We start from the raw sequence: 24,756 nt of genomic DNA, 5'->3' as shown, positions 1-24,756 counted from the left end.
CGCGCATTCCATCCGCTATGGCCGGAAATTGCAAGCGTGGCCGGCAGAAGGGATGCCCGGCGATCCGCGCGGTCATGTCAACACATCGGCCACGAGGCCCGGCAAGGCGGCATAGTCCGAAAAGGCCAGGCGGTGAGGCAGATGGGCCAAAGGCGCCCGCCGGTAGCCTTCGGTGAAGAGGAGAAGCGGCATTTCCGCAGCAGCCGCCGCCGCCGCATCCACTTCGCTGTCGCCCACGAAAAGACCATGTTGCGCCCCAAGCCGTGCCAAAGCCGTCCGCAGGGGCGCGGGATGCGGCTTGCGTTCGGCCAAGCTGTCGCCGCCGATGATGACGGAAAAGAATCGCGCCAGATCGAAGGCCGCCAGAATGTCGTGCACCGCCGCCTCGGGTTTGTTGGTGCACAGGCCCAGCCGGTGACCGCGCCCCTGCAAGGCCAGAAGCGCCGCTGGAACGCCGGGATAGACCGTCGTCAGGGCAGAGGACGCCGCCCCGTAATGCCGCAGAAACCGCGCTTCCAGATCGGCCTGCCGCGGCGGATTGGCGCGCTCGCCCCGCGCGGCCATCACCCGCGCAATCAGGACCGGCACGCCGTTGCCGATGAAACTGCGCACCTGGGCGAGGCTGAGCGGCGCTGCGCCCTCCTCCGCCAGGGTCAGGGCCACGGCGGCGTGGATGTCGGGCGCGCTGTCGATCAACGTGCCGTCAAGGTCAAACAGGATCGCCGTCATGCCATCTGCCTTTGCAAGGCCAGCAGCCCCGCCAGCCCACCCAAGCCCGCAAGGTCGGGGATAACCAGATCGGCCTCGCTGAAATCCTCATGGCCAGTATAGTCGCTCGGCGTGATGCAGCAGGCGAGCCGGGCTGATTTGGCGGCGAGGAGGCCATTGCGCGAATCCTCCAGCGCAAGAGCGCGATGTGGCGGCAGGCCGAGCCGGTCCAGCGCCATCAGATAGACATCAGGCGCGGGTTTCTTGGCAGGCACCATGTCGCCGGCCACGATCACTTCGAAAATCTCAACCGCCGGCGCGCCGAACAGCACCGGCGCGAGGGTTTCGACATTGGACAGGTTGGTCGTGGTGGCAATCGCCAGCCGCAGGCCCGCGGCACGCGCCTCGCCGATCAGGGCTGCGACGCCGGGGCGCGGGGTCAGTGCGCCTTTGGCCACCAGCGCGGCATAGCGCGCAGTCTTGGCGGCATGAAGCGCCGCCGCCGGCACTTCGGGGTCCATGCCGCGCGCCCTTGAATAGCGGGCGATCCGCTCCTTGCCGCCGGTCGTCTTCAGCAACTGGCGGTATTCGCGCCGGTCCCAGTGCCAGTCGAGCCCGGCTTCGGCAAAGGTCTCGTTGAAGGCGCGGCGGTGGAGTTCCTCGGTTTCCGCCAGGGTGCCATCGACATCAAAGATCAAAGCTTCAATCACGCGCCGCCTCCGCTGCTGCCCGGATCACCCGGATGTTTGCGCCATAGGGGGTGGGATCAAAGACCGAGCCGCCCTTGAAGACGGCAGAACCCGCCACCAGCACATCTGCGCCCGCCGCTGCGACCAGGGGGGCCGTTTCGACCGTGACGCCACCGTCAATCTCGATATGCACGGGCCGGTCGCCGATCATCGCACGCAGCTCTGCCACCTTGGCCACCTGCGAGGCGATGAACTTCTGCCCGCCGAAGCCGGGGTTGACCGTCATCACGCAGACCAGATCCACCATGTCCAGGAGATAGCCCAGCGCCTCGACCGGCGTGCCGGGGTTGAGTGCCAGCCCCGCCTTGCAGCCCGCGCCGCGGATGGCCTGCAGGGTGCGGTGGATATGGGGCCCCGCCTCCAGATGGGCGGAGATGATGTCGGCCCCGGCCTGCGCGAAGGCCTCGATATAGGGATCGACCGGGGCGATCATCAGGTGCACATCCATCACCCCCTTGATATGGGGCCGAAGAGCAGCGCAGGTCGCCGGGCCGAAGGTGAGGTTGGGCACGAAATGCCCATCCATCACATCGACATGGACCCAGTCCGCGCCCTGCGCCTCGATGGCGCGGCATTCGGCGCCGAAATTGGCGAAATCCGCCGCCAGGATCGACGGGGCAATCTTGATGCTGCGGTCAAAGTTCATGGTGCCTTCCCCTTGCGTTCGGATTCGAGCCCGCCGACAAAGACCCGGCTGGCCCTGACATCGCTTTCCTCGATGGTCGACAGGGCCGCCGCATCCAGAAGCCCCCCGGTCGAGAACAGCCGGTTGGCCTGCCGCAGCCGCGCCCGGTCCAGCGCATTGCGCATCGAGCGGGCATTGGCGAAATGCGGCTGGTCGCGGCGCAGGGCGATGTAGTCACCCAACGCCTGTTGCGCCCCTTCGGTCAGGCGATAGTTCTGCGCCTCCAGGATATGCCCGGCGATGCGGTGCAACTCGGTGTCCGAGTAATCCGGAAAGGCGATGTGATGCGCGATGCGGCTGCGGAATCCGGGGTTGGAGGTGAAGAAGTTCTCCATCCGGTCGGCATAGCCCGCCAGGATCACCACCAGATCATCGCGGTTGTTCTCCATGATCTGCAACAGGATCTCGATCGCCTCCTGCCCGTAATCGCGTTCGTTATCGGGGCGGTAAAGGTAATAGGCCTCGTCGATGAACAACACGCCGCCCATCGCCTTCTTCAGCACCTCCTTGGTCTTGGGCGCGGTATGGCCGATATATTGCCCGACAAGGTCATCCCGCGTCACCGACACGAGGTGCCCCTTGCGCACATAGCCCAAGCGGTGCAGCAGCCCCGCCATCTTCAGGGCCACGGTGGTCTTGCCGGTGCCGGGATTGCCGGTGAAGCTCATGTGCAGGGTCGGCGTTTCATGCGCTAACCCGAGGGATTTGCGCGCCCGTTCGACCAGCAGCAGCGCCGCCGTCTCGCGGATGCGGTCCTTGACCGGCTGCAAGCCGATCAGGTCGCGGTCCAGCTCCTCCAGAACCTCCTGCGCGCCGGAGCTTTCGTATTCGGCGCGCAGGTCCACGGTTTGCGCAGCTGTCATGTCGCGGCGTGGCTGTAGCGGATCGCGCGGCCATCACCTTCGATCCGCGTCATCCGGATCGGTTTTTCGACCGCCGGGCGGTTGACGATGAAGCTCATCACCACCGTTTCCACCGCCCGCGTCGCGTCAAAGGCGTTGATGCGGATATAGGCCTCGCCCTGCGCCTTGCGGCAATCGGCCAGTTCCATCATCACGCCCTTGGCGTCGCGCAGGTCGAACATCGGGTTGCCCCACATCTCCCAATAGATGTTCCGGGGATGCGGGTCATAGGTGTACTCGATGCCGATGGCATTGCCCTTGCGCAGGCAATATTCCACCTGGGTGGCGATCTGGTCGTCGGTCAGATCGGGCAGGAACGAAAAGCAGCCCTGAGTGATGCGCATCTTGGCCTCCTAATAACTGACGGCAGGCATCGGGGTGAAATCCGATGTGTCGGTTGAGGTGTAATTGAAGGTGATCGAGCCCCAGACATCGAGCGCCGCCTCCAGCGGCTTGCACCATTTGGCCGCGGCGCGCAGGATCTCCGGCCCCTCGACCGCGATGTTGCGGCCTTCGTTGCGGGCAAAGACCATGGCCTCAAGCGCCACGCGGTTGGCTTGCGCCCCGGCCTGAATGCCCATCGGATGGCCGATGGTGCCGCCGCCGAACTGCAAGACCACATCGTCGCCAAACAGATCCAGAAGCTGGTGCATCTGCCCGGCGTGGATGCCGCCCGAGGCGACCGGCATGACCTTCAGCATGTCGCCCCAGTCCTGATCGAAGAAGATGCCGCGCGGCAGGTCCTGCGCATTATATTGCTCGCGCAGCACGTTGTAATAGCCCTGCACAGTCATCGGGTCGCCTTCGAGCTTGCCCACCGCCGTGCCCGCATGCAGATGGTCCACCCCGGCGAGCCTGAGCCATTTTGCGATGACCCGGAAAGAGATGCCGTGGTTCTTCTGCCGCGTATAGGTGCCGTGCCCTGCGCGGTGCATGTGCAGGATCATGTCGTTGGCCCGGCACCATTCGCTGATCGACTGGATCGCGGTCCAGCCGACGATCAGATCGACCATCACGATGACCGAGCCGAGCTGCTTGGCGAACTCCGCCCGGCGGTACATCTCCTCCATCGTGCCGGCGGTGATGTTGAGGTAGTGGCCCTTGACCTCGCCGGTCTCGGCACTCGCCTTGTTCACCGCCTCCATGCAATACAGGAACCTGTCACGGTAATGCATGAAGGCCTGAGAATTGATGTTCTCGTCGTCCTTCATGAAGTCGAGCCCGCCTTTGAGCCCCTCATAGACCACGCGGCCATAGTTCTTGCCCGAGAGGCCCAGCTTGGGCTTGGTGGTGGCGCCCAGAAGCGGCTTGCCGAACTTGTCGAGCCTTTCGCGTTCGACGATGATGCCGGTGGAGGGGCCCTTAAAGGTTTTGACATAGGCCACCGGAAACCGCATGTCCTCCAGCCGGGCGGCCTTCAGCGGCTTGAAGCTGAAGACGTTGCCGATGATCGAAGCGGTCAGGTTGGCGATGGAGCCGGGTTCGAACAGGATCAGGTCATAGGCGATATAGACGAAATACTGCCCCGGTGTGCCCGGCACCGGATCGACCCGGTAGGCCTTGCCGCGGTACTGGTCGCAGGCGGTCAGCCGGTCGGTCCAGACCACGGTCCAGGTCGCGGTGGAGCTTTCGCCGGCCACCGCCGCTGCCGCCTCGATCGGATCGACGCCCTCTTGCGGGGTGATGCGGAACAGGGCGAGGATATCGGTATCCTTCGGTTCGTAATCGCCGTCCCAATAGCCCATCTGGGCATATTTCAGCACGCCGGCCTTGTAGCGTTCCTTCTTGTCGGTGATCTGGATCTTGTTGCCGTCAGCCATCATCTCTCTCCCTGATTTCACGCGGCCCGGGCGGTCGCGACCGCCGGAGCCAAGGACCCGCTTGCATAGCGCCGCGCCATATCGTCCATGGATATGACCTTGATCTTGCTGGCATTCCCCGCCGTGCCGAAGCGTTCCAGCCGGTCGCGCACCAGGGCCTCCATCTCGGCCATGGCGGGGATCATGAACTTGCGCGGATCGAACTCCGCCGGGTTCTCGGCGGCGACCTTGCGGAACTGCCCGGTCAGCGCCATCCGGCAATCGGTGTCGATATTGACCTTGCGCACCCCGTGCCGGATGCCGCGTTCGATCTCTTCCACCGGGACGCCATAGGTCTGGGTCATGCTGCCGCCAAAGCGGTTGATCAGATCCTGCAAAGCCTGCGGCACCGAGGAGGAGCCATGCATCACCAGATGCGTATCGGGCAGCCGCTGGTGGATCGCCTCGATCACCCCCATCGCCAGAATATCGCCATCGGGCTTGCGGGTGAACTTGTAGGCGCCGTGGCTGGTGCCCATTGCAATGGCCAGGGCATCGACCCCGGTGCGGGCCACGAAATCCACCGCCTGGTCGGGATCGGTCAACAGCTGGTGCTGGTCCAGCTTGCCCTCGGCGCCCGAACCATCCTCGGCCTCGGCCTCGCCGGTTTCCAGACTGCCCAGCACGCCCAGCTCCCCCTCGACAGAGGCACCGATCCAGTGGGCGGCATCGCTGACGCGGCGGGTGATGTCGGTGTTGTAGTCATAGCTCGCCACCGTCTTCATGTCGGCCAGCAGCGAGCCGTCCATCATCACCGAGGTGAAGCCGTGCCGCATCGCCGACAGGCAGGTCGCCTCGTTGTTGCCGTGGTCCTGATGCAGGCAGATCGGAATGGTCGGGTGCATCTCGGCCAGGGCCCGCACGATGGCGGTCAGCATCACATCGCCGGCGTAGGACCGCGCGCCCCTTGAGGCCTGCAGGATCACCGGCGCATCGGCCTTGGCCGCGGCGCGCAGGATCGCCAGCCCCTGTTCCATGTTGTTGATGTTGAAGGCCGGCACGCCATAGCCATATTCGGCGGCGTGGTCCAAAAGCTGTCGCAGGGTGATCAGCGCCATTGTCTTTCCTCCTTTGAGTTTGGGCCGGGCGGGGGGTTGCGCGTCACGACAGACGCCCCAGCGCCACGGCGGTGTCGGCCATCCGGTTGGAAAAGCCCCATTCGTTGTCGTACCAGCTGAGAATCCGGCACATCCGGCCCTGCATGACCTTGGTCTGGTCCAGGTGGAACATGCTGGAATGGCTGTCGTGGTTGAAATCCGAACTGACATTCGGCTGATCGGTATAGCCGAGGATGCCCTTCAGCCGGCCATCGGCCGCGCTGCGGATCGCGGCGTTGATCTCTTCGACGGAGGTGTCACGCGCCGCCTCGAACACCAGATCGACGACCGAGACATTCGGCGTCGGCACCCGGATCGCCACACCGTCCAGCCTTCCTGCCAGCGCCGGCAGCACCAGCCCCACCGCCTTGGCCGCCCCGGTCGAGGTCGGGATCATGCTGAGCGCTGCCGCGCGGGCGCGGTAGAGGTCGCTGTGCATCGTGTCCAGCGTCGGCTGATCGCCGGTATAGCTGTGGATCGTGGTCATGAAGCCCTTGGCGATGCCGATGGCATCATTCAGCACCTGCGCCACCGGCGACAGGCAGTTCGTCGTGCAAGAGGCATTCGACACCACCCGGTCGGTAGAGGTCAGCGTGTCGTGGTTCACGCCATAGACGATGGTCTTGTCCGCCTTGTCCGAGGGGGCCGAAACCAGCACGCGTTTGGAACCGTTGGCCAGATGGGCCGAAGCCTTGTCGCGCGCGGTGAAGATGCCGGTGCATTCCAGCGCCACATCGACATCGCCCCAGGGCAGCTCCTTGGGGTCACGGTGGGCGGTCACCCGGATCGGCCCCTGACCCGCGTCGATCCAGTCCGGGCCGGTGGTGACAATGCCCGGAAACCGGCCATGGACACTGTCGAACCGCAGCAGGTGCGCGTTGGTCTCGACCGGGCCAAGGTCGTTGATGGCCACGACTTGCAGATCGGTCCGTCCGGTCTCGATGATGGCGCGCAGGACGTTCCTGCCAATGCGGCCAAAGCCGTTGATTGCAACTTTCACTGTCATTTCAGTCAGTTCCTTCAGAGTCTCTGTTTGGCCGCGGCGACGACGGCCTCTGCCGTGATGCCGAAATGCTGGTAGAGCTGCGGCGCCGGGGCCGAGGCGCCAAAGCCGGTCATCCCGACAAAGCCATCCTCCGGGCGCAGCATCAGATCCCAGCCCATCCGCAGCGCCGCCTCGATCCCGATGCGCGGGACGGTGCCCAGAACATTCGTTCGGTAACTTTCGGGCTGCGCCGCGAAGGCCTCGAAACAGGGGGCGGAGACGACGGCGGCCCGGATGCCCTCGGCGGCAAGGCTTCCCGCGGCGGCCATGGCGATTTCCACCTCCGAGCCGGTGGCGATCAGGGTGACATGGCGATCCGCGACCGCTCGCAGGACATAGGCGCCCCTTGCCGTCAGGCTCTCGTCCGCATCCTGCCGCAGCACGGGCAAGTTCTGCCGGCTCAGCACCAGAAGCGTCGGGGTAGTGGTCGATGCCAGCGCCATTTCCCAGGCCTCGGCGGTCTCCACTGCGTCGCAGGGGCGGATCACGTTCAGGTTTGGGACGGCGCGCAGGCTGGCCAGATGTTCCACCGGCTGGTGGGTCGGGCCGTCTTCGCCCAGACCGATGCTGTCATGCGTCATCACATAGGTGACCGGCACCGCCATCAGCGCCGAAAGCCGGATCGCCGGACGGCAGTAGTCGGCAAAGGCCATGAAGGTGCCGCCATAGGGCCGGAACATTCCGTGCAGCGCGATGCCGTTCATCGCCGCCGCCATGCCATGTTCGCGGATGCCGTAATGCAGGTAGCTGCCCGCGTAATCGTCGCGCCGCACCGCCGCCTGCCCCTTGGAGCGGGTCAGGTTCGACCCCGTCAAATCGGCCGAGCCCCCGACCGAGAAGGGCAGCGCCGCATTGACCATCCCCAGCGCCAGTTCGCTGGCCTTGCGGGTGGCGATCTTCGGTCGCTCGGCCAGAAGCTGCGCCTTGTGGGCGGCCATCGCCGGGCCCAGGGGTGCGGCATCCCGCGCCAGATGGGTCAGAAAGGCGGCGCGGTTGGGGGAGGCGTCCAACCGCGCCCGCCATGCCGCCCGGGCTTCGGCCCCCCGGTCGGCAACCTGCCCCCAGGCGGCGCGCACGCCCTCGGGGATATCGAAGGGCGGATGGTTCCAGCCGAGGAACAGGCGGGCGGCGGCGATCTCGGCCTCGCCCAAGGGCGCGCCATGCACGTCATGGCCGCCCTGCTTGTTAGGCGCGCCAAAGCCGATGACGGTGCGGCAAGCGATCAGGCTGGGCCTAGGATCGGCCTTGGCTGCGGCGATGGCCGCGGCAATCGCCGTGGTGTCGTGGCCATCCACCGCTAGGGTGTGCCAGCCCGAAGCGGCAAAGCGCGCCCGTTGATCGGTCGAGGTTGAAAGGTCGGTCGCGCCGTCGATGGTGATGCGGTTGTCATCCCACAGCACGATCAGCCGGCCCAGGCCCAGGTGTCCGGCCAGATCAATCGCCTCGTGGCTGATGCCCTCCATCAGGCAGCCGTCGCCCGCGATGACATAGGTGTAGTGATCGGTGAGGTCGGGGAACCGTGCCGCCGCCATCCGCTCGGCCAGGGCCATGCCGACGGCGGTGGCGATGCCTTGACCCAGGGGGCCGGTCGTCACTTCGATCCCCTTGGCATGGCCATATTCCGGGTGCCCGGCGGTGCGGCTGCCCAACTGGCGGAAGGCCTTGAGCTGGTCCATCCCCATGTCGTCATAGCCGAGGAGGTGATGGATCGCATAAAGCAGCATCGAGCCATGCCCCGCCGACAGAACAAAGCGGTCGCGGTCGGGCCAGTCGGGCGCCTTGGGGTCCAGCGTCAGAAAGCGGTTGAACAGAACCGTCGCCACATCGGCCATGCCCATCGGCATGCCAGGATGGCCGGAATTGGCCTTTTGCACCGCATCCATCGCCAGGACGCGCAGCGCGTTGGCCATCAGTTTTTCGTCAGTGACCTGACTATGGGCATTCATGACTTGTCCTTTCGGGTGGTTCGGTCAGGCGCGGCGGGCGTCGCGCACCAGCCGCTCGATCAGGGGGGTGAGGATCAACTGCATCGCCAGATCCAGCTTGTTGCCGGGGATCACGATCGAATTGGCCCGGCTCATCCAGGAGCCGTTGATCATCGAGATCAGGTAGGGGAAATCAAAGCCGCGCGGGTTGCGGAAGCGGATCACCACCAGGCTTTCATCGGCGGTCGGGATCCAGCGCGCGATGAAGGGGTTCGAGGTGTCGACCACCGGCACGCGCTGAAAGTTGATGTCGGTCTCGGTGAATTGCGGGGTGATGCAATGCACATAGGCATGCATCCGACGCAGGATGACATCGGTCACCGCCTCGGTCGAGTAGCCGCGCTGCGCCCGGTCGCGGTGGATCTTCTGGATCCATTCAAGGTTGATCACCGGCACCACGCCGATCTTGAGGTCGGCCAGCTGCGCGAGGTTCACCTCGGCATTGACCACGGCACCATGCAGGCCCTCGTAGAACAGAAGGTCGGTCTTGTCCTCGAACGGCGCCCAGGCGGTGAACTCGCCCGGCGGCACGCCATAGCGTTCGGCCTCGTCGGCATCGTGGACATAGGTGCGCGAGCGGCCCTTGCCGGTGTCGCCATATTCCTGAAAGACCCGCTGCAGCTCTCCCAACTCGTTGGCTTCATAGGAGAAATGCGAGAAGGTCGGGTCACCCGCCGCCAGCCGCGCCGCAAGTTCCGCCTTCATCGCGGCGCGGTTGTAGCGGTGGAAGGCGTCGCCCTCGATCGACACCGCCTTGATGCCCTCGCGGCGGAAGATCTGGTCGAAGGTGTGCTTGACGGTCGAGGTGCCGGCGCCGGAGGAGCCGATGACCGAGATGATCGGATGCTTGCGGCTCATTGCGCGCCCTCCCGGAACAGGCCGCGCTTGCCGAAGAGGGCCGAGACCTCTTGCGGGGCAAGGTCATGGTAGGCGGTGACGCGGGCCACCTTTGCGGCGGTGCCGAAGACGAAGGGGGTCCGCGCGTGCAGATGCTCCGGGACTGCCGCCAGGATCGGAGCGACGGCATCGGTGGCCAGACCGCCGGCCTGGGTGATCAGAAAAGCCATGGGCGCGCATTCGTAGACCAGCCGCAGCCGGCCTTGCTGATACCCCGCCCGATCATCGCGCGGATAAAGGAAAACCCCGCCCCGCGTCAGGATCCTATGCGCTTCGGCCACCAGCGAGGCGACCCAGCGCATGTTGAAATCCTTGCCGCGCGGCCCTTCGGCCCCGGCGAGGCAATCATCGACAAAGGCCCGGATCGGCGTCGGCCAGTGCCGGTAGTTCGAGGCATTGATCGAGAACTCATGCGACTCCGCCGGAATGCGGACCTGGGCGTCCACCAGATGGAACCGCCCCGCGGCCGGGTCCAGCACATATTTCCGCACCCCCGCGCCACAGCTCACCATCAGGCAGCACTGCGGCCCGTAGATCGCATAGCCCGCCGCCAGAAGATCACTGCCCGGCCGCAGAAAGCTGGCCTCGCCGGTCGTCTGCGCCGGATAGATGCCGAAGATCGTGCCGATCGAGACATTCACATCGATATTCGACGACCCGTCCAAAGGGTCCATCGCCAGGGCCAGCGTCCCGTTCGGGTTCACCTCGCCCACGGTTTCCTGCTCTTCGGAGGCATAGAACCGGACGGAGGACCCGCCCAGCGCCGCCTGAAAGGCCTGATCGGCGATCACGTCCAGCGTCCTTTGCCGGTCGCCATCGGCATTGGTGGCCCCGGCTCCGGCAAGCTCTTCGTCGATGCCGCCCCGGGCGATCCGCCCGGCGATGCCCACCACAACCCGGGCCAGGCGGGCAATCACATCGTCCAGCGCGGCCCCGGTCTCGGGGTCCATGTCGGGCGGCATGTCCTGCCGTGAAATGACTTGGTCTGCGACCTGCACGATGTCTCCTCCCATCTGCGATCCATGGGAAGATGCTTGCCGAAGTCGGGCTTAAATGAAATGTAATAAACTGGAAGCCATATTCAGGAATTTTGAATGCTGCGCCTGGATGCCCTGACCTTGAAGCAATTTCGCGTGCTGAGCTCGGTCGGAAAGACCGGATCGCTGACCGCGACTGGCGGCGCGCTTGGCCTGACGACGCCGGCAATTCACAGCCAGATCAAGAACCTGGAGACCGCCCTTGGCGTCGAGATGCTGACGCGCAGCCCCAGCCACAGCGGGCTGGTGCCGACCTCGCAGGGCAAGCTGGTGATCGGGGCGGCGGCGCGTATCGAGGCGATCATCGCCGATCTGGCGGCGCAACTGACGGCGCTGCAGCGGGGCAAGACGGGCCAGGTGACGTTGGGCGTCGTCTCGACCGCCAAGTATTTCGCCCCCGGCCTCGTGCGCCTGCTCAACCAGCATTGCCCGGATATTGAAATCGCGCTGGTGGTCGGCAACCGCGAGAAGATCATCGCCGAGTTGGTGCGGGGCTCGCTTGGTCTGGCCATCATGGGGCGCCCGCCAAGGCCGCCCGAGGTGGTGGCAGAGCCTCTGGGCCCACATCCGCATGGCATCGTGGTGCCGCCCGATCACCCTCTGGTCGGCTCCAGCGACGTCGATCCCGATCTGCTTCTGGGCGAGACCTTCATCGCGCGCGAGGTCGGGTCCGGCACCCGCACCCTGATGCAGCGCTATCTCGATGGCTTCTCGGAGGGGCGCGAGGTCCGGATGATCGAGATGGACTCGAACGAGACCATCAAACAGGCCGTCATCGCCGGTCTTGGCATCGCGATGCTGTCCCTGCACACCGTGGATGAAGAGCTGCACAGCGGCCGGTTGCGCACCCTGCGCGGGCGCGGTCTTCCGGTGATCCGGCAATGGTATCTGGTCCATCTCGCCGAGACCCCGCTGTCCGCCGCAGCCGCCGCATTGGCCAAGCAAATCCTGGCCTTGAACGGCACCTTCCTGCCCCGTCAGACCACAAAGCCCGGCACCTGACCGGGCACCTGACTGCGCCAGTCGGGCGCGGTTGGCCTTCCTGTCGCGTTTCACGCGGCCGCAGGGCATCGCCTCACAGATACCAAGCAAGGCGTTGAATGCCTTGCGGAACCGCTCATCCGTCCGTGCCATGCTGCGCAGCAGTCCTTTACCGGGGTCGGGTGCATTCGACCTGCTACGGGTGAAAATTGCAAGCGCGGCCCGGGTGCTGCCAGTTCTGCGCCGCCCGGCAAAGGTCCCGACCCAGTGCCCCGCATTGGCCGCTTCATCCGCGCCCGCCAATATTTGGCATGGAGTGTCGCATTAAGGCAAGTGGTCCGATCGTCGCCCTGCAGAGCGAGACTCTCTATCCCTCCGCAATCAGGGCGCCTGGGCAAGGCACCCGCTACGCCAACGATAGCGCAAGTGCGCGCAAGTTCAGCAGCCCATACTTCCTTCGATAGCGACCTACTTGCTTTTGAGAGGGAACCATGGGAAATTTTGCGCCCTGCGAACATCTGGTTCGGGCTGCTTTAGCGAGGCAACCTAAATGATTTCGGTTAAGATCGAAGATTTGGTGTGCAGATCACTGATCGAGCTGTCCATTGCGGCGTCACCCGAAAGAGTCGTATCTATCGCGAGACCTGACGGAGGATTGCCAGTCTGCGCCGTGCACGTCGATAACGTCCTGTACATCAATGAGCTGCGGTCCCAGTTTGTCGGAAACATAATGCCGGCCGAGGCCATTCTTAATACTTGGCATCTTAATTACGAACGGGACAGAAACTTTATGGGATTTGCCGATGCCTATCGGCAACCTTTTGACTACACTTATTCAGACGCCGAAGTTTGCATCATTTCAAATCTCTTTTCGGGTAATTTCTTCCACTGGATCACGGAAGAGGCGATCAGGATTTTGATCATGGAGCGGGCGGGCTTCTCAGGCCAATACGTTGTGCGGGGCGCGTTCGTGATGGAATGTATGGAAATGCTTGGCATTCCGCGCGAACGCATCATGCATGCGCCGGAACGACCTACCATGTTCCGACGCGGGTGGTTCTCTACAGCCATATGCGCCGATGACATCCTGAAATATCCGGATCTATTCCTTGACCTAAGGGCAAAATTGATTACCGCGGCCAAAGTTTCTGCGACGGGCATTGGAGACCGTCTGTGGATCGATCGCGATGACACGAACACAGTGAACCGAGGCCGCGAACTCGTCAACAAGGACGAAGTCTATCCCCTTCTGGAACGTTATGGATTCAAAATTCTGGATATGGCAAATCTGCCTGTAACCGGCCAGATTGCAGCCGCCTCCTGTGCTTCTGTCATCGGCGGGACGCATGGTGCCGGATTTCTCCATGTGTTTTTCATGGAGCCCCGGTCACGCGTGGTTGAATGTTTCTCACCCAACTATATCAATTCAGGCATCATAGGACTTTGCCGACTGCTCAGGCATCGCTACTCCATGGTCGTGCCAAATAGTGCCCACGGTGCCTATCCCTATGGAATGCAACTAAAATTGGACTGCGGTCAGCTAGAGTTGATTTTGCAGGGCCTTGACTGACGGGTTGGTTTCGGCATTTCAGAGCCTCCCCTTGGCGTCATTTGCCCGCCAGGCAGGCAAAAATGCCGCGAAGGCCCAGCATAGCATTGGCTGACAGCCTGAATGGCAAAGGATCAGCGGCAAAAAACGCCGCAGTCAAAGCGCAGGAACGAATGTGTCAGCTTGCGGCACGCAAGCTCGTGTCGGGGATTGGGACAGGTCGGCGTTAGCCCGAAGGAGAGCGCCCCCACTTCGCCCCGACACGGGCCCGACCGATGCGGCCCCTCATGGCGTTGAAGCCGACCATGCCGCGGTGGGGAAACCACCGCGGTCCTTCCCTCCCTGAAGATGCGAATGCCTCTTGTGCCTTGCACAACGCAAGAAGTTCCAGCTTGCGCGATTCAAAATGATGGTATTAGTATAACACCGTAATACAGTAATCCGGCGCGGGGAGATTCTCCCCCTCTACGCCAAAAGGGAGGAACAGCATGTCGGACGCCGCAAAAGTCGCATCGGTCAAGGCAGACCCGCCACCGGCCATCCGGACCGGCCTTTTCATCGGCGGCCAGTGGCAGGCCACCGCCGCCAGCTTCGAGGTGACCAATCCGGCGGACGGCACGGTCATTGCCGCGGTCTCGAACGCCAATGCCGATGACGCCACCCGGGCGCTGGACGCGGCGGTGGCGGCGCAGGGCGCCTGGCGTGCCATGGCCCCGCGCGCGCGGGCGAACCTGATGCACGCGGCCCATGCCTTAATGCTGCAGCGCGAAGAGCTGATCGTGCGGACCATGACACTGGAAAGCGGCAAGCCGCTGACCGAGTCGCGGGCCGAGTTCAAGCTGTCCGCCGATTTCTTCCAATGGTTCGCCGAGCAGGTCGCCCATGTGCACGGCACCTATGCCTCCAGCTCGAACGGCGGCTTCCGTGTCGTCGTCGGCCATGCGCCCGTCGGCCCCAGCTTCCTGATCACACCCTGGAACTTCCCCCTCCTGATGATCGTGCGCAAGGCCGGGGCGGCGCTGGCCGCCGGCTGCACCGTGGTCTGCAAGACCGCGCAGGAGACGCCCTTGACCTGCGCCGCCTTTGTTCAGGTGCTGCAGGATGCGGGCTTCCCCGCCGGGGTGGTGAACCTTCTGCACACCACGACCTCCTCCGCCCTGTCGGACCGGCTGATGGCCGATCCGCGTCTGCGCAAGGTCAGCTTCACCGGTTCCACCGGGGTCGGCAGCATCCTTCTGAAGCTCGCAGCCGAAAACATCATCAACAGCTCGATGGAGCTGGGCGGCGACGGGCCCTTCATCGTGCTGGATGATGCCGATGTCGATCTTGCCGTCGATCAGGCGATCATCTGCAAGTTCCGCAACGCAGGTCAGGCCTGCGTGGCCGCCAACCGGATCATCGTCGACCGCAAGGTCGAGGGCGAGTTCACCGCGAAATTCGTCGAAAAGGTCGCTCAGCTGACCGTCGGCAACGGGATGGAGGCGGTGGACGTCGGCCCGATGATCTCGGCCAAGCAGCGCGACCGGCTTTATGACACGATCAACGACCTGAAACAGGCCGGCGGTCAGGTGCTGACCGGCGGCCGCGCCCTGCAGCGTCCGGGTTATTTCTTTGAACCTACCGTGATCCGCTTCGATGCGCCCAATGCGGCGATCTGCAACCGCGAGCTTTTCGCCCCGGTGGCCGCGGTCTTTGCCGTGGAGAACGCGGCACAGGCACTGGACTTTGCCAATGACACGCGGTTTGGTCTGGCCTCTTATGTCTTCACCCGCGATCTGAAACGGGCCATGGCCTTTGGCGAGCGACTGGAGTTTGGCATGGTGGGCATCAACCGCGGCATCATGGCCGATCCGGCGGCCCCCTTCGGTGGCACCAAGGCCTCGGGTCTGGGGCGCGAGGCGGGTCAGGACGGGATCTATGAATTTCTGGAGAAGAAATACATGGCGATCACGGTAGATGAGGCAAGGGAGGCCTTGGTATGAGCATGGAAAACCGCCTGGGTCTTGGCCTTGTGCGCCAGCCGCGCAGCGTGCTGTTCGGCCCGGGCCAGAGGCGGCAGCTGGGCCGGATCGCGGCGGGTGTCGCCAAACATGCGCTGATCGTCACCGACGAACGCATGGCAACGACGCCGGAGTTCAAGGCGATGCAGGCCGATGTCGAGGCTTCCGGGGTCAAGGTCTCGCTCTATGACCGCGCCCTGCCCGACCTGCCCCGGTCGAACATCGTCGAGGCGGTGGGGCTTTTTGCCGGCAAGGGCATCGAGGCGGTGATCGGCATCGGCGGCGGGTCGTGCCTTGACCTTGCCAAGGCGGTCGCGGCGGTCCTGGCCAATGGCGGCGACGTGCGCGACTTTTTCGGCGAGTTCAAGGTGCCGAAACCCGCCCTGCCTATCCTGACCGTGCCCACGACCGGCGGCACCGGGGCCGAGGTCACCAGTCTTGCCATCGTCTTTGACGACGAAAAGCAGATGAAGATGGCGATTGCCGATGCCAATATCGAACCCTTCGCCGCGATCATCGACCCCGAACTGACCCTGACCTGCCCACCCGGCCTGACGGCGGCCACGGCAGCGGACGCCCTGTCGCATCTGGTCGAGGCCTTCACGGCACGGCCCAAAAACCCCTCGCCCGACCAGATCGCGAGCCAGATCTACGTCGGCAAGAACCGCATCACCGATGTCTTCTGCGCCGAGGGTCTGCGCCTGATGAACGGCGCCTTGGCGCAGGTGTTGCGCAACCCTTCGGACCTCGCAGCGCGCTCGGACGTGATGTTTGCCGCCTATTGCGCCGGGATGGCAATCAACACCACCGGCACCGCCGCCGCCCACGCGATCCAAAGCCCGATGGCGGCAATCGGCCATACACCGCATGGCATCGGCGTGGGGGCGCTTCTGCCCTATGTCATGCGCTTCAACCTGCCGCATGCCACGGCCGAATTCGCCGCAATGGGGCGGATTCTCGGCGTGGCCGGGGCCGACACCCCTGATACGCAAGCCGCCAAAGCCGCCATCGAACGGATCGACGCGATCCTGGCCGCCGCCGGCGTGCCGGCCGATATTGCCGCCATCGGCATCACGCCGGCGCATTTCGCGCAGATTGCGGCCTCTTCGGTGCTGGCCACAAGGCTCGTCCTGAACAACCCCGCCCCGATGACACCCGAAAGCGTGACGCAGGTGCTGCAACGCGCCCATGCCGGGGATCGGGGCTGGTGGGACTGAAATGACGTCTCCCTGTCGACTGCAGGGGGGTGGCGGGGTCTGACGCCCGACACCCCCCGCCTTTTCGCCAGGAAGACCTGCGGCACCGGGAGAGACGGGGCGCCGCGCAACATGCAACGACAGACACCGGACCCGCCCCCGCGCGGCCGGATCGAGGGAGGAAAACAATGTCGGCCAAGCTTCAAAACACCCAGAACGCCGGTTGGTATCGGTTCCGCATCGGCGGTTTCGAATGTACCTCGGTCTGGGACGGCTATATCCACCACAGCTATGAAGGCATTTTTCCCAATGCCGACCCGGCCGAGATGCTGGCCCTGAAGCAGAAATATCGACTGCCGCTGGACCACATCCCGATGGACCTCAACCCCGTCGTGGTGAACACCGGCGAGAAGCTGTTCCTGATCGACGCCGGCATGGGCCAGACCGTGCAATGGTTCGGGCCGGCGATGGGGCGGCTGCTGGAGAACCTCGCCGCCGCAGGCATTGCGCCCGAGGATATCGACGTCGTCCTGATGACCCACCTGCATCCCGATCACGCCTATGGCCTGATCCACCCCGACGGCAGCGCCGCATTTCCCAATGCCGAGGTCTATTGCTCGGACACGGACTGGGCCGAATGGACCAACCCCGAAAGCCTGAAGCTGAACAACTTCCGCGCCCCCTGGACCGGCGGCGTGCTGGAGGCGATCAAGCCCTACGACGGCAAGATCCGGACCTTTGCCGCGGGCGACACCCTGTTTCCCGGCGTCTCGACCTTTTCCGTCGCGGGCCATGCGGCGGGCATGTGCGCCTATATCTTTGAAAGCGAGGGCGAAAAGGTCGTCTTCACCGGCGATGTGGCGCATCACCAGATCTTCGACCCCTACCACCCCGAGTGGTTCTTCCATATGGATTACGACACCAGCCCCGAACAGGGCGCCGCGGCCAAATCGGCGATCTTCGCCAAGGTCGTGGCAGAGAAGATCCGCTTTCACGGCTACCACTTCCCCTTCCCCGGCCTGGGCGACCTGACCGCCGAGGCCGATGGCACCTACCGTTTCCACGGCGAGGCCTTCACCCCGCGCCTGTAATACCCTGCGCCTGAAACGCGAAAGTGGCGCCGAACAGCAGTTCGGCGCCACTTTCGACCGTTCGGACAGGTCAGCTTGCCGCCGGCACATCCTTGTGACGCTTGGCATATTCCACAATCGCCAGATCGCCGGCCAATAGGATGTGATGCTCGCTTGCCGCCTGGGCTGCCACCGGGTCACGGTCGATGGCCGCGGCGTTGATGATCGCCTCCAGCTCGGAAATCGAAGGCTCGATCCGGGCCGGATCGACAAAGGCGAAGCGGCGGAAAATCGCGATGCGCGCGTGGATCGAGCGCAGGCTTTCCATCAGCACGTCATTATGGGCGCCGGCCAGCAGCTGGCGGTAGAAATCAGCCTTGATCTCTTCGCGGCTGTCGACATCGCCCTTGCGGTATTCGCGGTCCAGCCGGTCGCGCAGCTTGACCAGGCTCTTGCATTGCTCGGGCGTGGCGTTCAGCGCGAAAAGCTTGCCCGCCAGCCCTTCCAGCGCCGCGCGCACGACATAGATGGCGCGGATCTCGGCCTCGGTCAGGACGGTGACGATGGGGCCGGTGTTGGGCAGAACCCGGATCAGGCTTTCGGATTCCAGCTGGCGCAGGGCCTCGCGGATCACGGTGCGCGACACGCCCAGCGTGTCGCAGAGCACGTTTTCCACCAGCCGCTGACCCGGGATCAGGTGGCCGTTCAGGATCTCTTCGCGGATATGTTTCACAACCTGCTGGCGTAGCGGGGCAGCGGTGCGTTCGATCACGGGCGGGCCTGCCATTCTCAATCCTTTTCTTTCATCGTCCTGGGTCAGGGCCTTTGGCCCCCGCAAGCGGTGGCGGCCTTTTGATACGAATACGATAATACGACATTAGGACCAATAGCCACCAGAGCCCTTTCGCGCATACCGTTACGGCAGATTAGCCGACCGTGACACCGCCGCAAACGAACAGCGTCTGTCCGGTGACGAAGCTGGCGCGCGGGTCGCAGAAGAAGGAGACAGCGTTGGCGACATCCTCCGGCGTGCCCATCCGCCCCAGCGGGATCGAGGCGCGCAGCTTCTGGAAACGCTCGGAGTCCGGCGGGTTGTTGACCCAGAAGGCCGAGGTGGCGATGGGCCCCGGCGCCACGCAATTGACGGTGATGTTGTCGCGCCCAAGCTCCAGCGCCCAGGTCCGCGCCATGGATTGCAGCGCCCCCTTGGTGGCCGAGTAGATGCTGCGCGCCTCCTTGCCGAGCGTCACGCGTGAGGTGTTCATCACGATCCGCCCGCCGCCCTGCTGGCGCATGGTGGGCACCAGGGCCTTGGCAAAGACCAGCGCGGTGCGGACGTTCAGATGCATCAGCCGGTCGAAATCCTCAAGGTTGATGTCGTCAAACAGCGCCGGGGCCACGATGCCCACGTTGTTGACAAGGCAGGTCACCGGCAGCGTCGCCGCAATTTGGGCGGCGGCTTCGGCGGCCACGGCGGCATCGGACAGGTCAGCCTGCACCGCATCGGCGCGCAGGCTTTCCACCTCGGGCACTTCGCGGTCCAGCACGATGACCCGGTAGCCATCCTGCTGCAGGCGCAGGGCAATCGCCTGGCCAATATTGCGGGCGCCGCCGGTGACGACGGCACAGGGTTGCGTCATGGGATATTCCTTTTGAACGGAGAAGGGGCAACCGGGCGGACCCGATTGCCCTTTTCAGGTCAGGCGACCTTGAAGCCGCGGTAATTGTCGTCGCGGATCTTGTTCATCTCGACCATGTAATTGGCCATGCCGCCCATGTACCACATCGAGGTGCGCGGCTTGCCGGGGATGTTCGCCCCGTTGATCCAGCTGTCGGTGACCTGGAAGAGCGTGCCCGCCAGACCGTCCTGGCAGATCTGCACCCAGGCGTCCTGGGCTGCCACTTCGGTGTCGACGATGCTGCCGGTCTTCTCCGCCGCCTCGATCAGGTCGGTGAAGTAATTGACCTGCCATTCATGGACCAAAGGCTGGCTGGTGAAGGGGCTGAAGGGGCCGAAGACCATGAAGAAGTTCGGGAAACCGGCAATCGTCATGCCGCCATAGGTGCGCGGGCCGCCGGTCCATTGGTCAGAGAGCCGCACGCCGCCCCGGCCCACGGTGTCGATCTTCAGGTAGTTGCCGGTCACGGCGTCAAAGCCGGTCGCCATGATCACCACGTCGAGCTCGATTTCCTTCCCGCCGACGATCAGGCCCTTTTCGGTATAACGCTCGATCTTGTTGGCCTTCACGTCATGCAGGGTGACGTTGGGCCGGTTGTAGACCTCGTAATAGCCATCCGCCGCCAGGGGCCGCCGCGCGTAGTAGTCGGTCGGCGTCAGCATTGCCGCAACCTTGGGGTCCTTGACCGCTGCATCCAGCTTGGCCTTGATGAAATCGGTCGCGGTCTTGTTCGCCTCGGCCGAGACGGTGATATCGGCGAAGGTCTCCAGCATGAAGCTGAAGCCGTTGCCCTTCTGCCAGGCCTTCTCGTAGCGCTCTTCGCGTTCGGCGTCCGACACGGCCAGCGCAGAGGTGGAGCTTTCGATGAAGCCAAAGACGGTGCCGGTGTTCAGCGCCCAGTCGCGGAAACCCGTCGGGTTCAGCTTGATCCGGTCGCGCGCCTCTTGCGGGAAGGGACCGATGCCCAGCGGCACCACCCATTGCGGGGTGCGTTGCAGAACATGCAGATGGCCGACCTTGGCGGCAATCGCGGTGATGATCTGGATGCCGGTCGATCCGGTGCCGATCACGGCCACACGCTTGCCGGTCAGATCGGGGTTCTCCTCGGGCCATTGCGAGGAGACGAGGATCTGTCCCTTGAACTTGTCCTGATCGGGGAATTTCGGCGCGTAGGACGACGACAAAAGCCCCACCGCCTCGATCAGATAGCGCGCGCGCACCGTCTCGCCCTTGGCGGTGGTCAGGATCCAGCGTTTGGAATCCTCGTCCCAGGCGGCGCGGGCGATCTTGGTGTTGAAATTGATCGAGCGCTTGAGGTCGTGCTTGTCGGCCACCGCGTTCATATAGGCCAGAACCTCGGATTGCTGGGCATAGCGTTCAGACCAATGCCAGTTCTGAAACATGTCGAGGTCGAAGGAATAGGTATAGACGGTCGATTCCGTATCCACCCGGCAGCCGGGATAACGGTTCCAGAACCAGGTGCCGCCAACGCCGCTGGCCATGTCGAAGGACTGGACATTCAGCCCCAGCTTTTCGCGCAGGCAGTAGAGGGCGTAAAGCCCGCCCACCCCGGCGCCGATGATCGCAACGTCCAGCTCAAGGCCGTCGAGACCCTTGGATTGCCCTTCAGTCATGTTGTCTCCTCCCCTTTTCGGGCAGACAGTTCTCTCCCTGCGGTCCCGCCAGCGGCGGCGTCAGGCCAAGACGTCTTGCCCCCTCCATCTGATATGGCGCAGCGCCCGCATACTGTATTACGGTAATACTGCCTGCCTGAATCGATATACCCGCTTGCTCCGTCCCGCAACATATTTCTGCGGCCCGATGTGCGACCCGGGTCAAGAATCGCACTTTACCGGATTATAATACCGTATTACGGTCATTCAGGAAGTCTCCCGATGGCGGGCGGAGGAAAAGAGCCGGACGAATCGGGGCGACGGGCAACATGGGAGGAGAATGACATGAGATTGAAGGGCAAAGTGGCACTGGTCACCGGCGCATCGCGGGGAATCGGTCTGGGCATCGTAGAGCGATTCGCCGAAGAGGGCGCGATCGTCATCGCGGCCTCGACCTCGAACCCGGCGGTCTATCCGGCGGGGGTCGAAGGCGTGGTCCTGGATTGCGGCGACGAGGCGAGCTGGAAATCCGTCGTCTCGGGCATCCTCGCCAAACATGGCCGCATCGACATTCTGGTCAACAACGCCGGCATCATCGCCTATGAGGCGCTGGCGGATCTGTCGCTGGCCGATTGGGAGCGGATCGTGCGGGTCAACCAGACCGGCGTCTTCCTTGGCATGCGCGAGGTGATTGCGCCGATGAAGGTGCAAAAGGCGGGCTCGATCGTCAACATCAGCTCGATCTGGGGCAATGCGGCGGTGGGCGGCGCGCATGTCTATCACGCCACCAAGGGCGCCGTCGGCATCATGTCGAAGAACGCGGCGATCACCTATGTCGGCGACGGCATCAGGGTCAACGCGCTGGCGCCGGGCTTCATCGACACGCCCCTGACCCAAAGCCAGGACCCCGGGATCAACGCTTTCGTCGTCTCGGTCACGCCGATGAAACGGGCCGGCACCCCGCGTGAGATCGCCAATGGCGCCCTTTTCCTGGCCAGCGACGAAAGCAGCTTCATGACCGGGGCGGAACTGGTCATCGACGGCGGATATCTGGCGCAATAGCGCGCTTCCAAAGGGTCACGCTCATGCCTTCCTTGTTTGACAGCTACCGGCTCGGGCCGGTGGCCCTGAAAAATCATGTCGTGATGGCCCCGATGACCCGCTCGCGGGCCATCAGCCTCGCTCCGGATGACGACACGGTGCTCTATTACCGGCAACGCGCCGGGGCCGGTCTCATCATAACCGAGGGCACCCCGGTCAGCGTGCAGGGCCGGGGCTATGCCTTCACGCCAGGCATCTACGCGCCTGATCAGCTGGCAGGCTGGCAGCGCGTGACGACCGCCGTGCATGACGAGGGCGGCAAGATCTTCTGCCAGCTCTGGCACGTCGGCCGGCAAAGCCATGTCTCGCTGCAGCCGGATCGCGGGGCCCCGGTCAGTTCGGTGGCGGTCACGGCACGAATCAACGCCTGGGGCTTTGACGATTCGGGCACGGCTGGCCCGGTGCCCTGCAGCCCGCCACGCGCGCTGAGTGCGGCGGAGCTCCCCCAGGTCACGGAAAGCTTCGTTCAGGCCGCCCGCAACGCGATCGCGGTCGGCTTTGACGGTGTCGAGATTCACGGCGCCAACGGCTATCTGTTCGAGCAGTTCATCAATGGCGGCCTGAACACCCGTGAGGACCGCTACGGTGGCAGCATCGCCGCGCGCCTGCGCTTTCCCCTGGAAACCCTTGATGCCGTGGCAGCCGCCATCGGGGCCGAGCGCACCGGAATCCGGCTGGCGCCTTTCGGCAGCTATGGCGACATGCCGCGTTTTGACGATGAAGCAGAGACCTGGCTTGCCATGGCGCAGGAACTTTCCGGCCGCGCGTTGGCCTATGTCCATCTCAGCGACCAGACCACACTCGGCCAACCGGGCATCCCGGATGGATTCGTCGATCTCTTCCGCCAGACCTACCGCAACCGCCTGCTTCTGGCCGGCGGTTTCGATGCCACAACGGCGCAGGCCGCGCTGGATGCCGGGCGCGCCGACCTCATCGCGATTGGCCGGCTGTTCATCTCGAATCCCGACCTGATCGCGCGTTTCCGTGCCGGCGCCGCTTTGACGCCGCCCGATCCCGCGACCTTCTACACCGGCGGCACGCGGGGCTACACCGACTACCCGCCGATGGCATCCCCGCCCCGGCCCTGACCGCTGCCTTGCACGCCCTCGCCCGAACGGCGCTCCGATCCGGTCGGAGCGCCGTCTTTGAGGCAACGCCGGCGTCTTCGCCCCTGCAAAAGCAGCCCAAAGCCCGGGGCGGAGAATCTTCTTGCCAAATATCGTAATGCTGTATTACGGTATTACCATCTGAACGCGTGACGGCGAGGAGGCCGCACGTAAGACAGCCTCGGGAGAGACCACAACCGACAGCCGCGAAAAGGTGCCCTCTGGGGCCTTGGTCAGGCTGTCGCGGTGCGGCGCTGCGAAGCGCTCCCCCGGTCGGGAAAAGATCAACAGGAGAGGAGAGTTCGAAATGACTTACGGATGGAAACTGGCTCTGGCCGCGGCAACCGTTGCAGGGATGACGCCGCTGATGGCGCCGACGATGGCCCTGTCTGACACGGCCGAAGACATGATGATGTCGCGCCTTGGCACGACCGACGCCAACCCGGTCCTGGTCGAGGCCTTCAAGCGCGCCGCCGCACCGGTGACGCCGGAGCTGCGCGCCAAGGCGCTGGAATGCTGGAAGAACAACGGCTGCGAGACCGGCACCGGCGGCAAGCTGACCGTGGCCTATGCCGACGGCTTTGGCGAAAACGTCTGGCGCCGGGTGACGGCGATGGAATTCATCTTGCAGGCGCTGACCTATCCCGAGATCGGCAAGATCCAGTACACCTCGGCGGGCGGCGACGCCTCGAAGGCGATTTCGGACATTCAGGCCTATACCTCGCAGGGCGTGAACGCGATCGTGGTCTTTGCCGATGCCGGCGCAGCCCTTCTGCCCGCGATCCAGGAGGCCAAGGAGGCCGGCATCCAGGTCGTCCTGCACAACGGGACCGAGGCGGGCACGGCGGGGACCGATTACCTCGCCAATATCTCGGAAGACATCTGCGGCCTCGGCGCGGGCTTTGTGAAAGCCGTGCTGGATGGCAATGCCGATGCCAAGAACATCGTGGCCCTGGGCGGCACCCCGGGCAACCCGCTGTCGGCCGCCTGGCAGGCCTGCGCCGAAAAGGAAGCGGCTGCCCATGACGGCGTGAAAGTGGTGGCGAAACTCGACACCAACTGGACCCAGGAAGGCACGCTGACCGCTGTGACCGCAGCCCTGTCGCAGTTCGACCCGGTGGACGGCTATATCTATGAATATGCCGATGGTTTCCGCGGTGCAGTGCGCGCCTATCAGGCCGCCAACAAGCCGATGAACTTTGTCGCCGCCCTGCGGACTGACGAACAGGGCCTGTTCTGCGACTGGGAAGCCGCGGCCAATGACAAGTTCAAGATCTACTACTCCTCGGGCCAGAACTTCCAATCCCGCTTTGCCCTGACCGCGGCGATGATGGCGATCGCCGGCACCCCGGTCGATGCGCATATCAACGTGCCCTTCAAGATGAAGCCGGTGGTCAAGGGTCAGTGCAACAAGGACCTGCCGATGGAAACCTCGGTCTCCACCCTCGTCGACACCGACACGCTGAAGGCGATGTTCGCCAAGTGATCCCGACCCGG

Annotated in this window: 22 protein-coding genes; 8 read left to right on the top strand and 14 right to left on the bottom strand. The window is 64.3% G+C overall.

Annotated features, from left to right (window positions below; genetic code table 11):
* Positions 1-72: 72 nt before the first annotated feature.
* The 11 genes from gph to AC1DVR_RS16250 are packed head-to-tail and all read right to left on the bottom strand — an operon-like array spanning position 73 to position 10,889.
* Entirely contained in the window at positions 73-729 is a 657-nt protein-coding gene (gene gph / locus AC1DVR_RS16300; protein WP_478001655.1) for a phosphoglycolate phosphatase, read from the bottom strand.
* On the bottom strand, positions 726-1,418 hold the full coding sequence (locus AC1DVR_RS16295; RefSeq protein WP_478001654.1) for an HAD-IA family hydrolase: 693 nt from the start codon (positions 1,416-1,418) through the stop codon (positions 726-728). The genes gph and AC1DVR_RS16295 overlap by 4 nt, the downstream gene beginning before the upstream one ends.
* On the bottom strand, positions 1,411-2,103 hold the full coding sequence (rpe, locus tag AC1DVR_RS16290) for a ribulose-phosphate 3-epimerase (RefSeq protein WP_478001653.1): 693 nt from the start codon (positions 2,101-2,103) through the stop codon (positions 1,411-1,413). The genes AC1DVR_RS16295 and rpe overlap by 8 nt, the downstream gene beginning before the upstream one ends.
* Positions 2,100-3,005 (bottom strand): CbbX protein, encoded by a 906-nt coding sequence (cbbX, locus tag AC1DVR_RS16285; protein WP_478001652.1) that lies wholly within the window; start codon positions 3,003-3,005, stop codon positions 2,100-2,102. Before cbbX ends, rpe begins: the two co-directional genes overlap by 4 nt.
* Positions 3,002-3,388 (bottom strand): ribulose bisphosphate carboxylase small subunit, encoded by a 387-nt coding sequence (locus tag AC1DVR_RS16280; protein WP_478001651.1) that lies wholly within the window; start codon positions 3,386-3,388, stop codon positions 3,002-3,004. Before AC1DVR_RS16280 ends, cbbX begins: the two co-directional genes overlap by 4 nt.
* Before the next feature lie 9 nt (positions 3,389-3,397).
* Entirely contained in the window at positions 3,398-4,864 is a 1,467-nt protein-coding gene (locus tag AC1DVR_RS16275) for a form I ribulose bisphosphate carboxylase large subunit (RefSeq protein WP_478001650.1), read from the bottom strand.
* 17 nt (positions 4,865-4,881) lie between these two features.
* Positions 4,882-5,961, bottom strand: coding sequence for a class II fructose-bisphosphate aldolase (fba, locus tag AC1DVR_RS16270; protein WP_478001649.1), 1,080 nt, complete (start codon positions 5,959-5,961; stop codon positions 4,882-4,884).
* 43 nt (positions 5,962-6,004) lie between these two features.
* On the bottom strand, positions 6,005-7,006 hold the full coding sequence (gene gap / locus AC1DVR_RS16265) for a type I glyceraldehyde-3-phosphate dehydrogenase (protein WP_478001648.1): 1,002 nt from the start codon (positions 7,004-7,006) through the stop codon (positions 6,005-6,007).
* A 14-nt stretch (positions 7,007-7,020) separates the two neighbouring features.
* Positions 7,021-8,991 carry a transketolase gene (gene tkt, locus AC1DVR_RS16260; protein ID WP_478001647.1) on the bottom strand — a complete coding sequence of 657 codons (1,971 nt, stop codon included), beginning with the start codon at positions 8,989-8,991 and terminating at the stop codon, positions 7,021-7,023.
* 24 nt (positions 8,992-9,015) lie between these two features.
* Positions 9,016-9,888 (bottom strand): phosphoribulokinase, encoded by an 873-nt coding sequence (locus tag AC1DVR_RS16255; RefSeq protein ID WP_478001646.1) that lies wholly within the window; start codon positions 9,886-9,888, stop codon positions 9,016-9,018.
* On the bottom strand, positions 9,885-10,889 hold the full coding sequence (locus AC1DVR_RS16250) for a class 1 fructose-bisphosphatase (protein WP_478001691.1): 1,005 nt from the start codon (positions 10,887-10,889) through the stop codon (positions 9,885-9,887). The genes AC1DVR_RS16255 and AC1DVR_RS16250 overlap by 4 nt, the downstream gene beginning before the upstream one ends.
* 132 nt (positions 10,890-11,021) lie before the next feature.
* On the opposite strand from AC1DVR_RS16250, the gene AC1DVR_RS16245 reads away from it, so the two are divergent.
* From AC1DVR_RS16245 to AC1DVR_RS16225, 5 genes are all read left to right on the top strand, one after another.
* Positions 11,022-11,966, top strand: a complete 945-nt coding sequence (locus AC1DVR_RS16245) for a LysR family transcriptional regulator (protein ID WP_478001645.1) — start codon at positions 11,022-11,024, stop codon at positions 11,964-11,966.
* 709 nt (positions 11,967-12,675) lie between these two features.
* Positions 12,676-13,515, top strand: a complete 840-nt coding sequence (locus tag AC1DVR_RS16240; protein WP_478001644.1) for a glycosyltransferase family 61 protein — start codon at positions 12,676-12,678, stop codon at positions 13,513-13,515.
* 467 nt (positions 13,516-13,982) lie between these two features.
* Positions 13,983-15,476 carry an NAD-dependent succinate-semialdehyde dehydrogenase gene (locus tag AC1DVR_RS16235; protein WP_478001643.1) on the top strand — a complete coding sequence of 498 codons (1,494 nt, stop codon included), beginning with the start codon at positions 13,983-13,985 and terminating at the stop codon, positions 15,474-15,476.
* On the top strand, positions 15,473-16,711 hold the full coding sequence (locus tag AC1DVR_RS16230; protein ID WP_478001642.1) for an iron-containing alcohol dehydrogenase: 1,239 nt from the start codon (positions 15,473-15,475) through the stop codon (positions 16,709-16,711). The genes AC1DVR_RS16235 and AC1DVR_RS16230 overlap by 4 nt, the downstream gene beginning before the upstream one ends.
* Before the next feature lie 167 nt (positions 16,712-16,878).
* Positions 16,879-17,781, top strand: a complete 903-nt coding sequence (locus AC1DVR_RS16225; protein ID WP_478001641.1) for an MBL fold metallo-hydrolase — start codon at positions 16,879-16,881, stop codon at positions 17,779-17,781.
* 70 nt (positions 17,782-17,851) lie between these two features.
* Here AC1DVR_RS16225 and AC1DVR_RS16220 read toward each other — a convergent pair whose 3' ends face one another.
* The 3 genes from AC1DVR_RS16220 to AC1DVR_RS16210 form a co-directional block, all read right to left on the bottom strand.
* On the bottom strand, positions 17,852-18,547 hold the full coding sequence (locus tag AC1DVR_RS16220) for a GntR family transcriptional regulator (RefSeq protein ID WP_478001640.1): 696 nt from the start codon (positions 18,545-18,547) through the stop codon (positions 17,852-17,854).
* 139 nt (positions 18,548-18,686) lie between these two features.
* The gene (locus AC1DVR_RS16215) at positions 18,687-19,400 is read right to left on the bottom strand and encodes an SDR family NAD(P)-dependent oxidoreductase (protein ID WP_478001639.1); all 714 of its coding nucleotides are present in this window, start codon (positions 19,398-19,400) and stop codon (positions 18,687-18,689) included.
* A gap of 59 nt (positions 19,401-19,459) precedes the next feature.
* Complete coding sequence (locus tag AC1DVR_RS16210) at positions 19,460-21,073, bottom strand: flavin-containing monooxygenase (RefSeq protein ID WP_478001638.1); 1,614 nt, start codon at positions 21,071-21,073, stop codon at positions 19,460-19,462.
* Between the two features lie 324 nt (positions 21,074-21,397).
* Between AC1DVR_RS16210 and AC1DVR_RS16205 the strand changes: the two genes are divergently transcribed.
* The 3 genes from AC1DVR_RS16205 (at position 21,398) to AC1DVR_RS16195 (ending at position 24,745) form a co-directional block, all read left to right on the top strand.
* A complete protein-coding gene (locus AC1DVR_RS16205; protein WP_478001637.1) occupies positions 21,398-22,114 on the top strand; it encodes an SDR family NAD(P)-dependent oxidoreductase in 717 nt (238 codons plus the stop codon).
* Positions 22,115-22,137: 23 nt separating this feature from the next.
* Positions 22,138-23,241 carry an alkene reductase gene (locus AC1DVR_RS16200; protein ID WP_478001636.1) on the top strand — a complete coding sequence of 368 codons (1,104 nt, stop codon included), beginning with the start codon at positions 22,138-22,140 and terminating at the stop codon, positions 23,239-23,241.
* 325 nt (positions 23,242-23,566) lie between these two features.
* Positions 23,567-24,745 carry a substrate-binding domain-containing protein gene (locus AC1DVR_RS16195; RefSeq protein WP_478001635.1) on the top strand — a complete coding sequence of 393 codons (1,179 nt, stop codon included), beginning with the start codon at positions 23,567-23,569 and terminating at the stop codon, positions 24,743-24,745.
* Positions 24,746-24,756 lie beyond the last annotated feature (11 nt).

This window comes from Rhodobacter sp. P2_H5, from assembly GCF_056403335.1.
The sequence above is the reverse complement of the archived record's forward strand: the minus strand, read 5'-3'. Positions and strand labels throughout refer to the sequence as shown.

Coding starts and splice junctions, on each gene's coding strand:
- gph (WP_478001655.1), bottom strand. CDS start 729: ATGACGGCGATCCTGTTTGACCTTGACGGCACGTTGATCGACAGCGCG.
- AC1DVR_RS16225 (WP_478001641.1), top strand. CDS start 16,879: ATGTCGGCCAAGCTTCAAAACACCCAGAACGCCGGTTGGTATCGGTTC.
- AC1DVR_RS16245 (WP_478001645.1), top strand. CDS start 11,022: ATGCTGCGCCTGGATGCCCTGACCTTGAAGCAATTTCGCGTGCTGAGC.
- AC1DVR_RS16210 (WP_478001638.1), bottom strand. CDS start 21,073: ATGACTGAAGGGCAATCCAAGGGTCTCGACGGCCTTGAGCTGGACGTT.
- AC1DVR_RS16200 (WP_478001636.1), top strand. CDS start 22,138: ATGCCTTCCTTGTTTGACAGCTACCGGCTCGGGCCGGTGGCCCTGAAA.
- AC1DVR_RS16205 (WP_478001637.1), top strand. CDS start 21,398: ATGAGATTGAAGGGCAAAGTGGCACTGGTCACCGGCGCATCGCGGGGA.
- AC1DVR_RS16215 (WP_478001639.1), bottom strand. CDS start 19,400: ATGACGCAACCCTGTGCCGTCGTCACCGGCGGCGCCCGCAATATTGGC.
- gap (WP_478001648.1), bottom strand. CDS start 7,006: ATGACAGTGAAAGTTGCAATCAACGGCTTTGGCCGCATTGGCAGGAAC.
- AC1DVR_RS16230 (WP_478001642.1), top strand. CDS start 15,473: ATGAGCATGGAAAACCGCCTGGGTCTTGGCCTTGTGCGCCAGCCGCGC.
- AC1DVR_RS16275 (WP_478001650.1), bottom strand. CDS start 4,864: ATGGCTGACGGCAACAAGATCCAGATCACCGACAAGAAGGAACGCTAC.
- tkt (WP_478001647.1), bottom strand. CDS start 8,991: ATGAATGCCCATAGTCAGGTCACTGACGAAAAACTGATGGCCAACGCG.
- AC1DVR_RS16195 (WP_478001635.1), top strand. CDS start 23,567: ATGACTTACGGATGGAAACTGGCTCTGGCCGCGGCAACCGTTGCAGGG.
- cbbX (WP_478001652.1), bottom strand. CDS start 3,005: ATGACAGCTGCGCAAACCGTGGACCTGCGCGCCGAATACGAAAGCTCC.
- AC1DVR_RS16240 (WP_478001644.1), top strand. CDS start 12,676: ATGCCGGCCGAGGCCATTCTTAATACTTGGCATCTTAATTACGAACGG.
- fba (WP_478001649.1), bottom strand. CDS start 5,961: ATGGCGCTGATCACCCTGCGACAGCTTTTGGACCACGCCGCCGAATAT.
- AC1DVR_RS16255 (WP_478001646.1), bottom strand. CDS start 9,888: ATGAGCCGCAAGCATCCGATCATCTCGGTCATCGGCTCCTCCGGCGCC.
- rpe (WP_478001653.1), bottom strand. CDS start 2,103: ATGAACTTTGACCGCAGCATCAAGATTGCCCCGTCGATCCTGGCGGCG.
- AC1DVR_RS16280 (WP_478001651.1), bottom strand. CDS start 3,388: ATGCGCATCACTCAGGGCTGCTTTTCGTTCCTGCCCGATCTGACCGAC.
- AC1DVR_RS16235 (WP_478001643.1), top strand. CDS start 13,983: ATGTCGGACGCCGCAAAAGTCGCATCGGTCAAGGCAGACCCGCCACCG.
- AC1DVR_RS16220 (WP_478001640.1), bottom strand. CDS start 18,547: ATGGCAGGCCCGCCCGTGATCGAACGCACCGCTGCCCCGCTACGCCAG.
- AC1DVR_RS16250 (WP_478001691.1), bottom strand. CDS start 10,889: ATGCCGCCCGACATGGACCCCGAGACCGGGGCCGCGCTGGACGATGTG.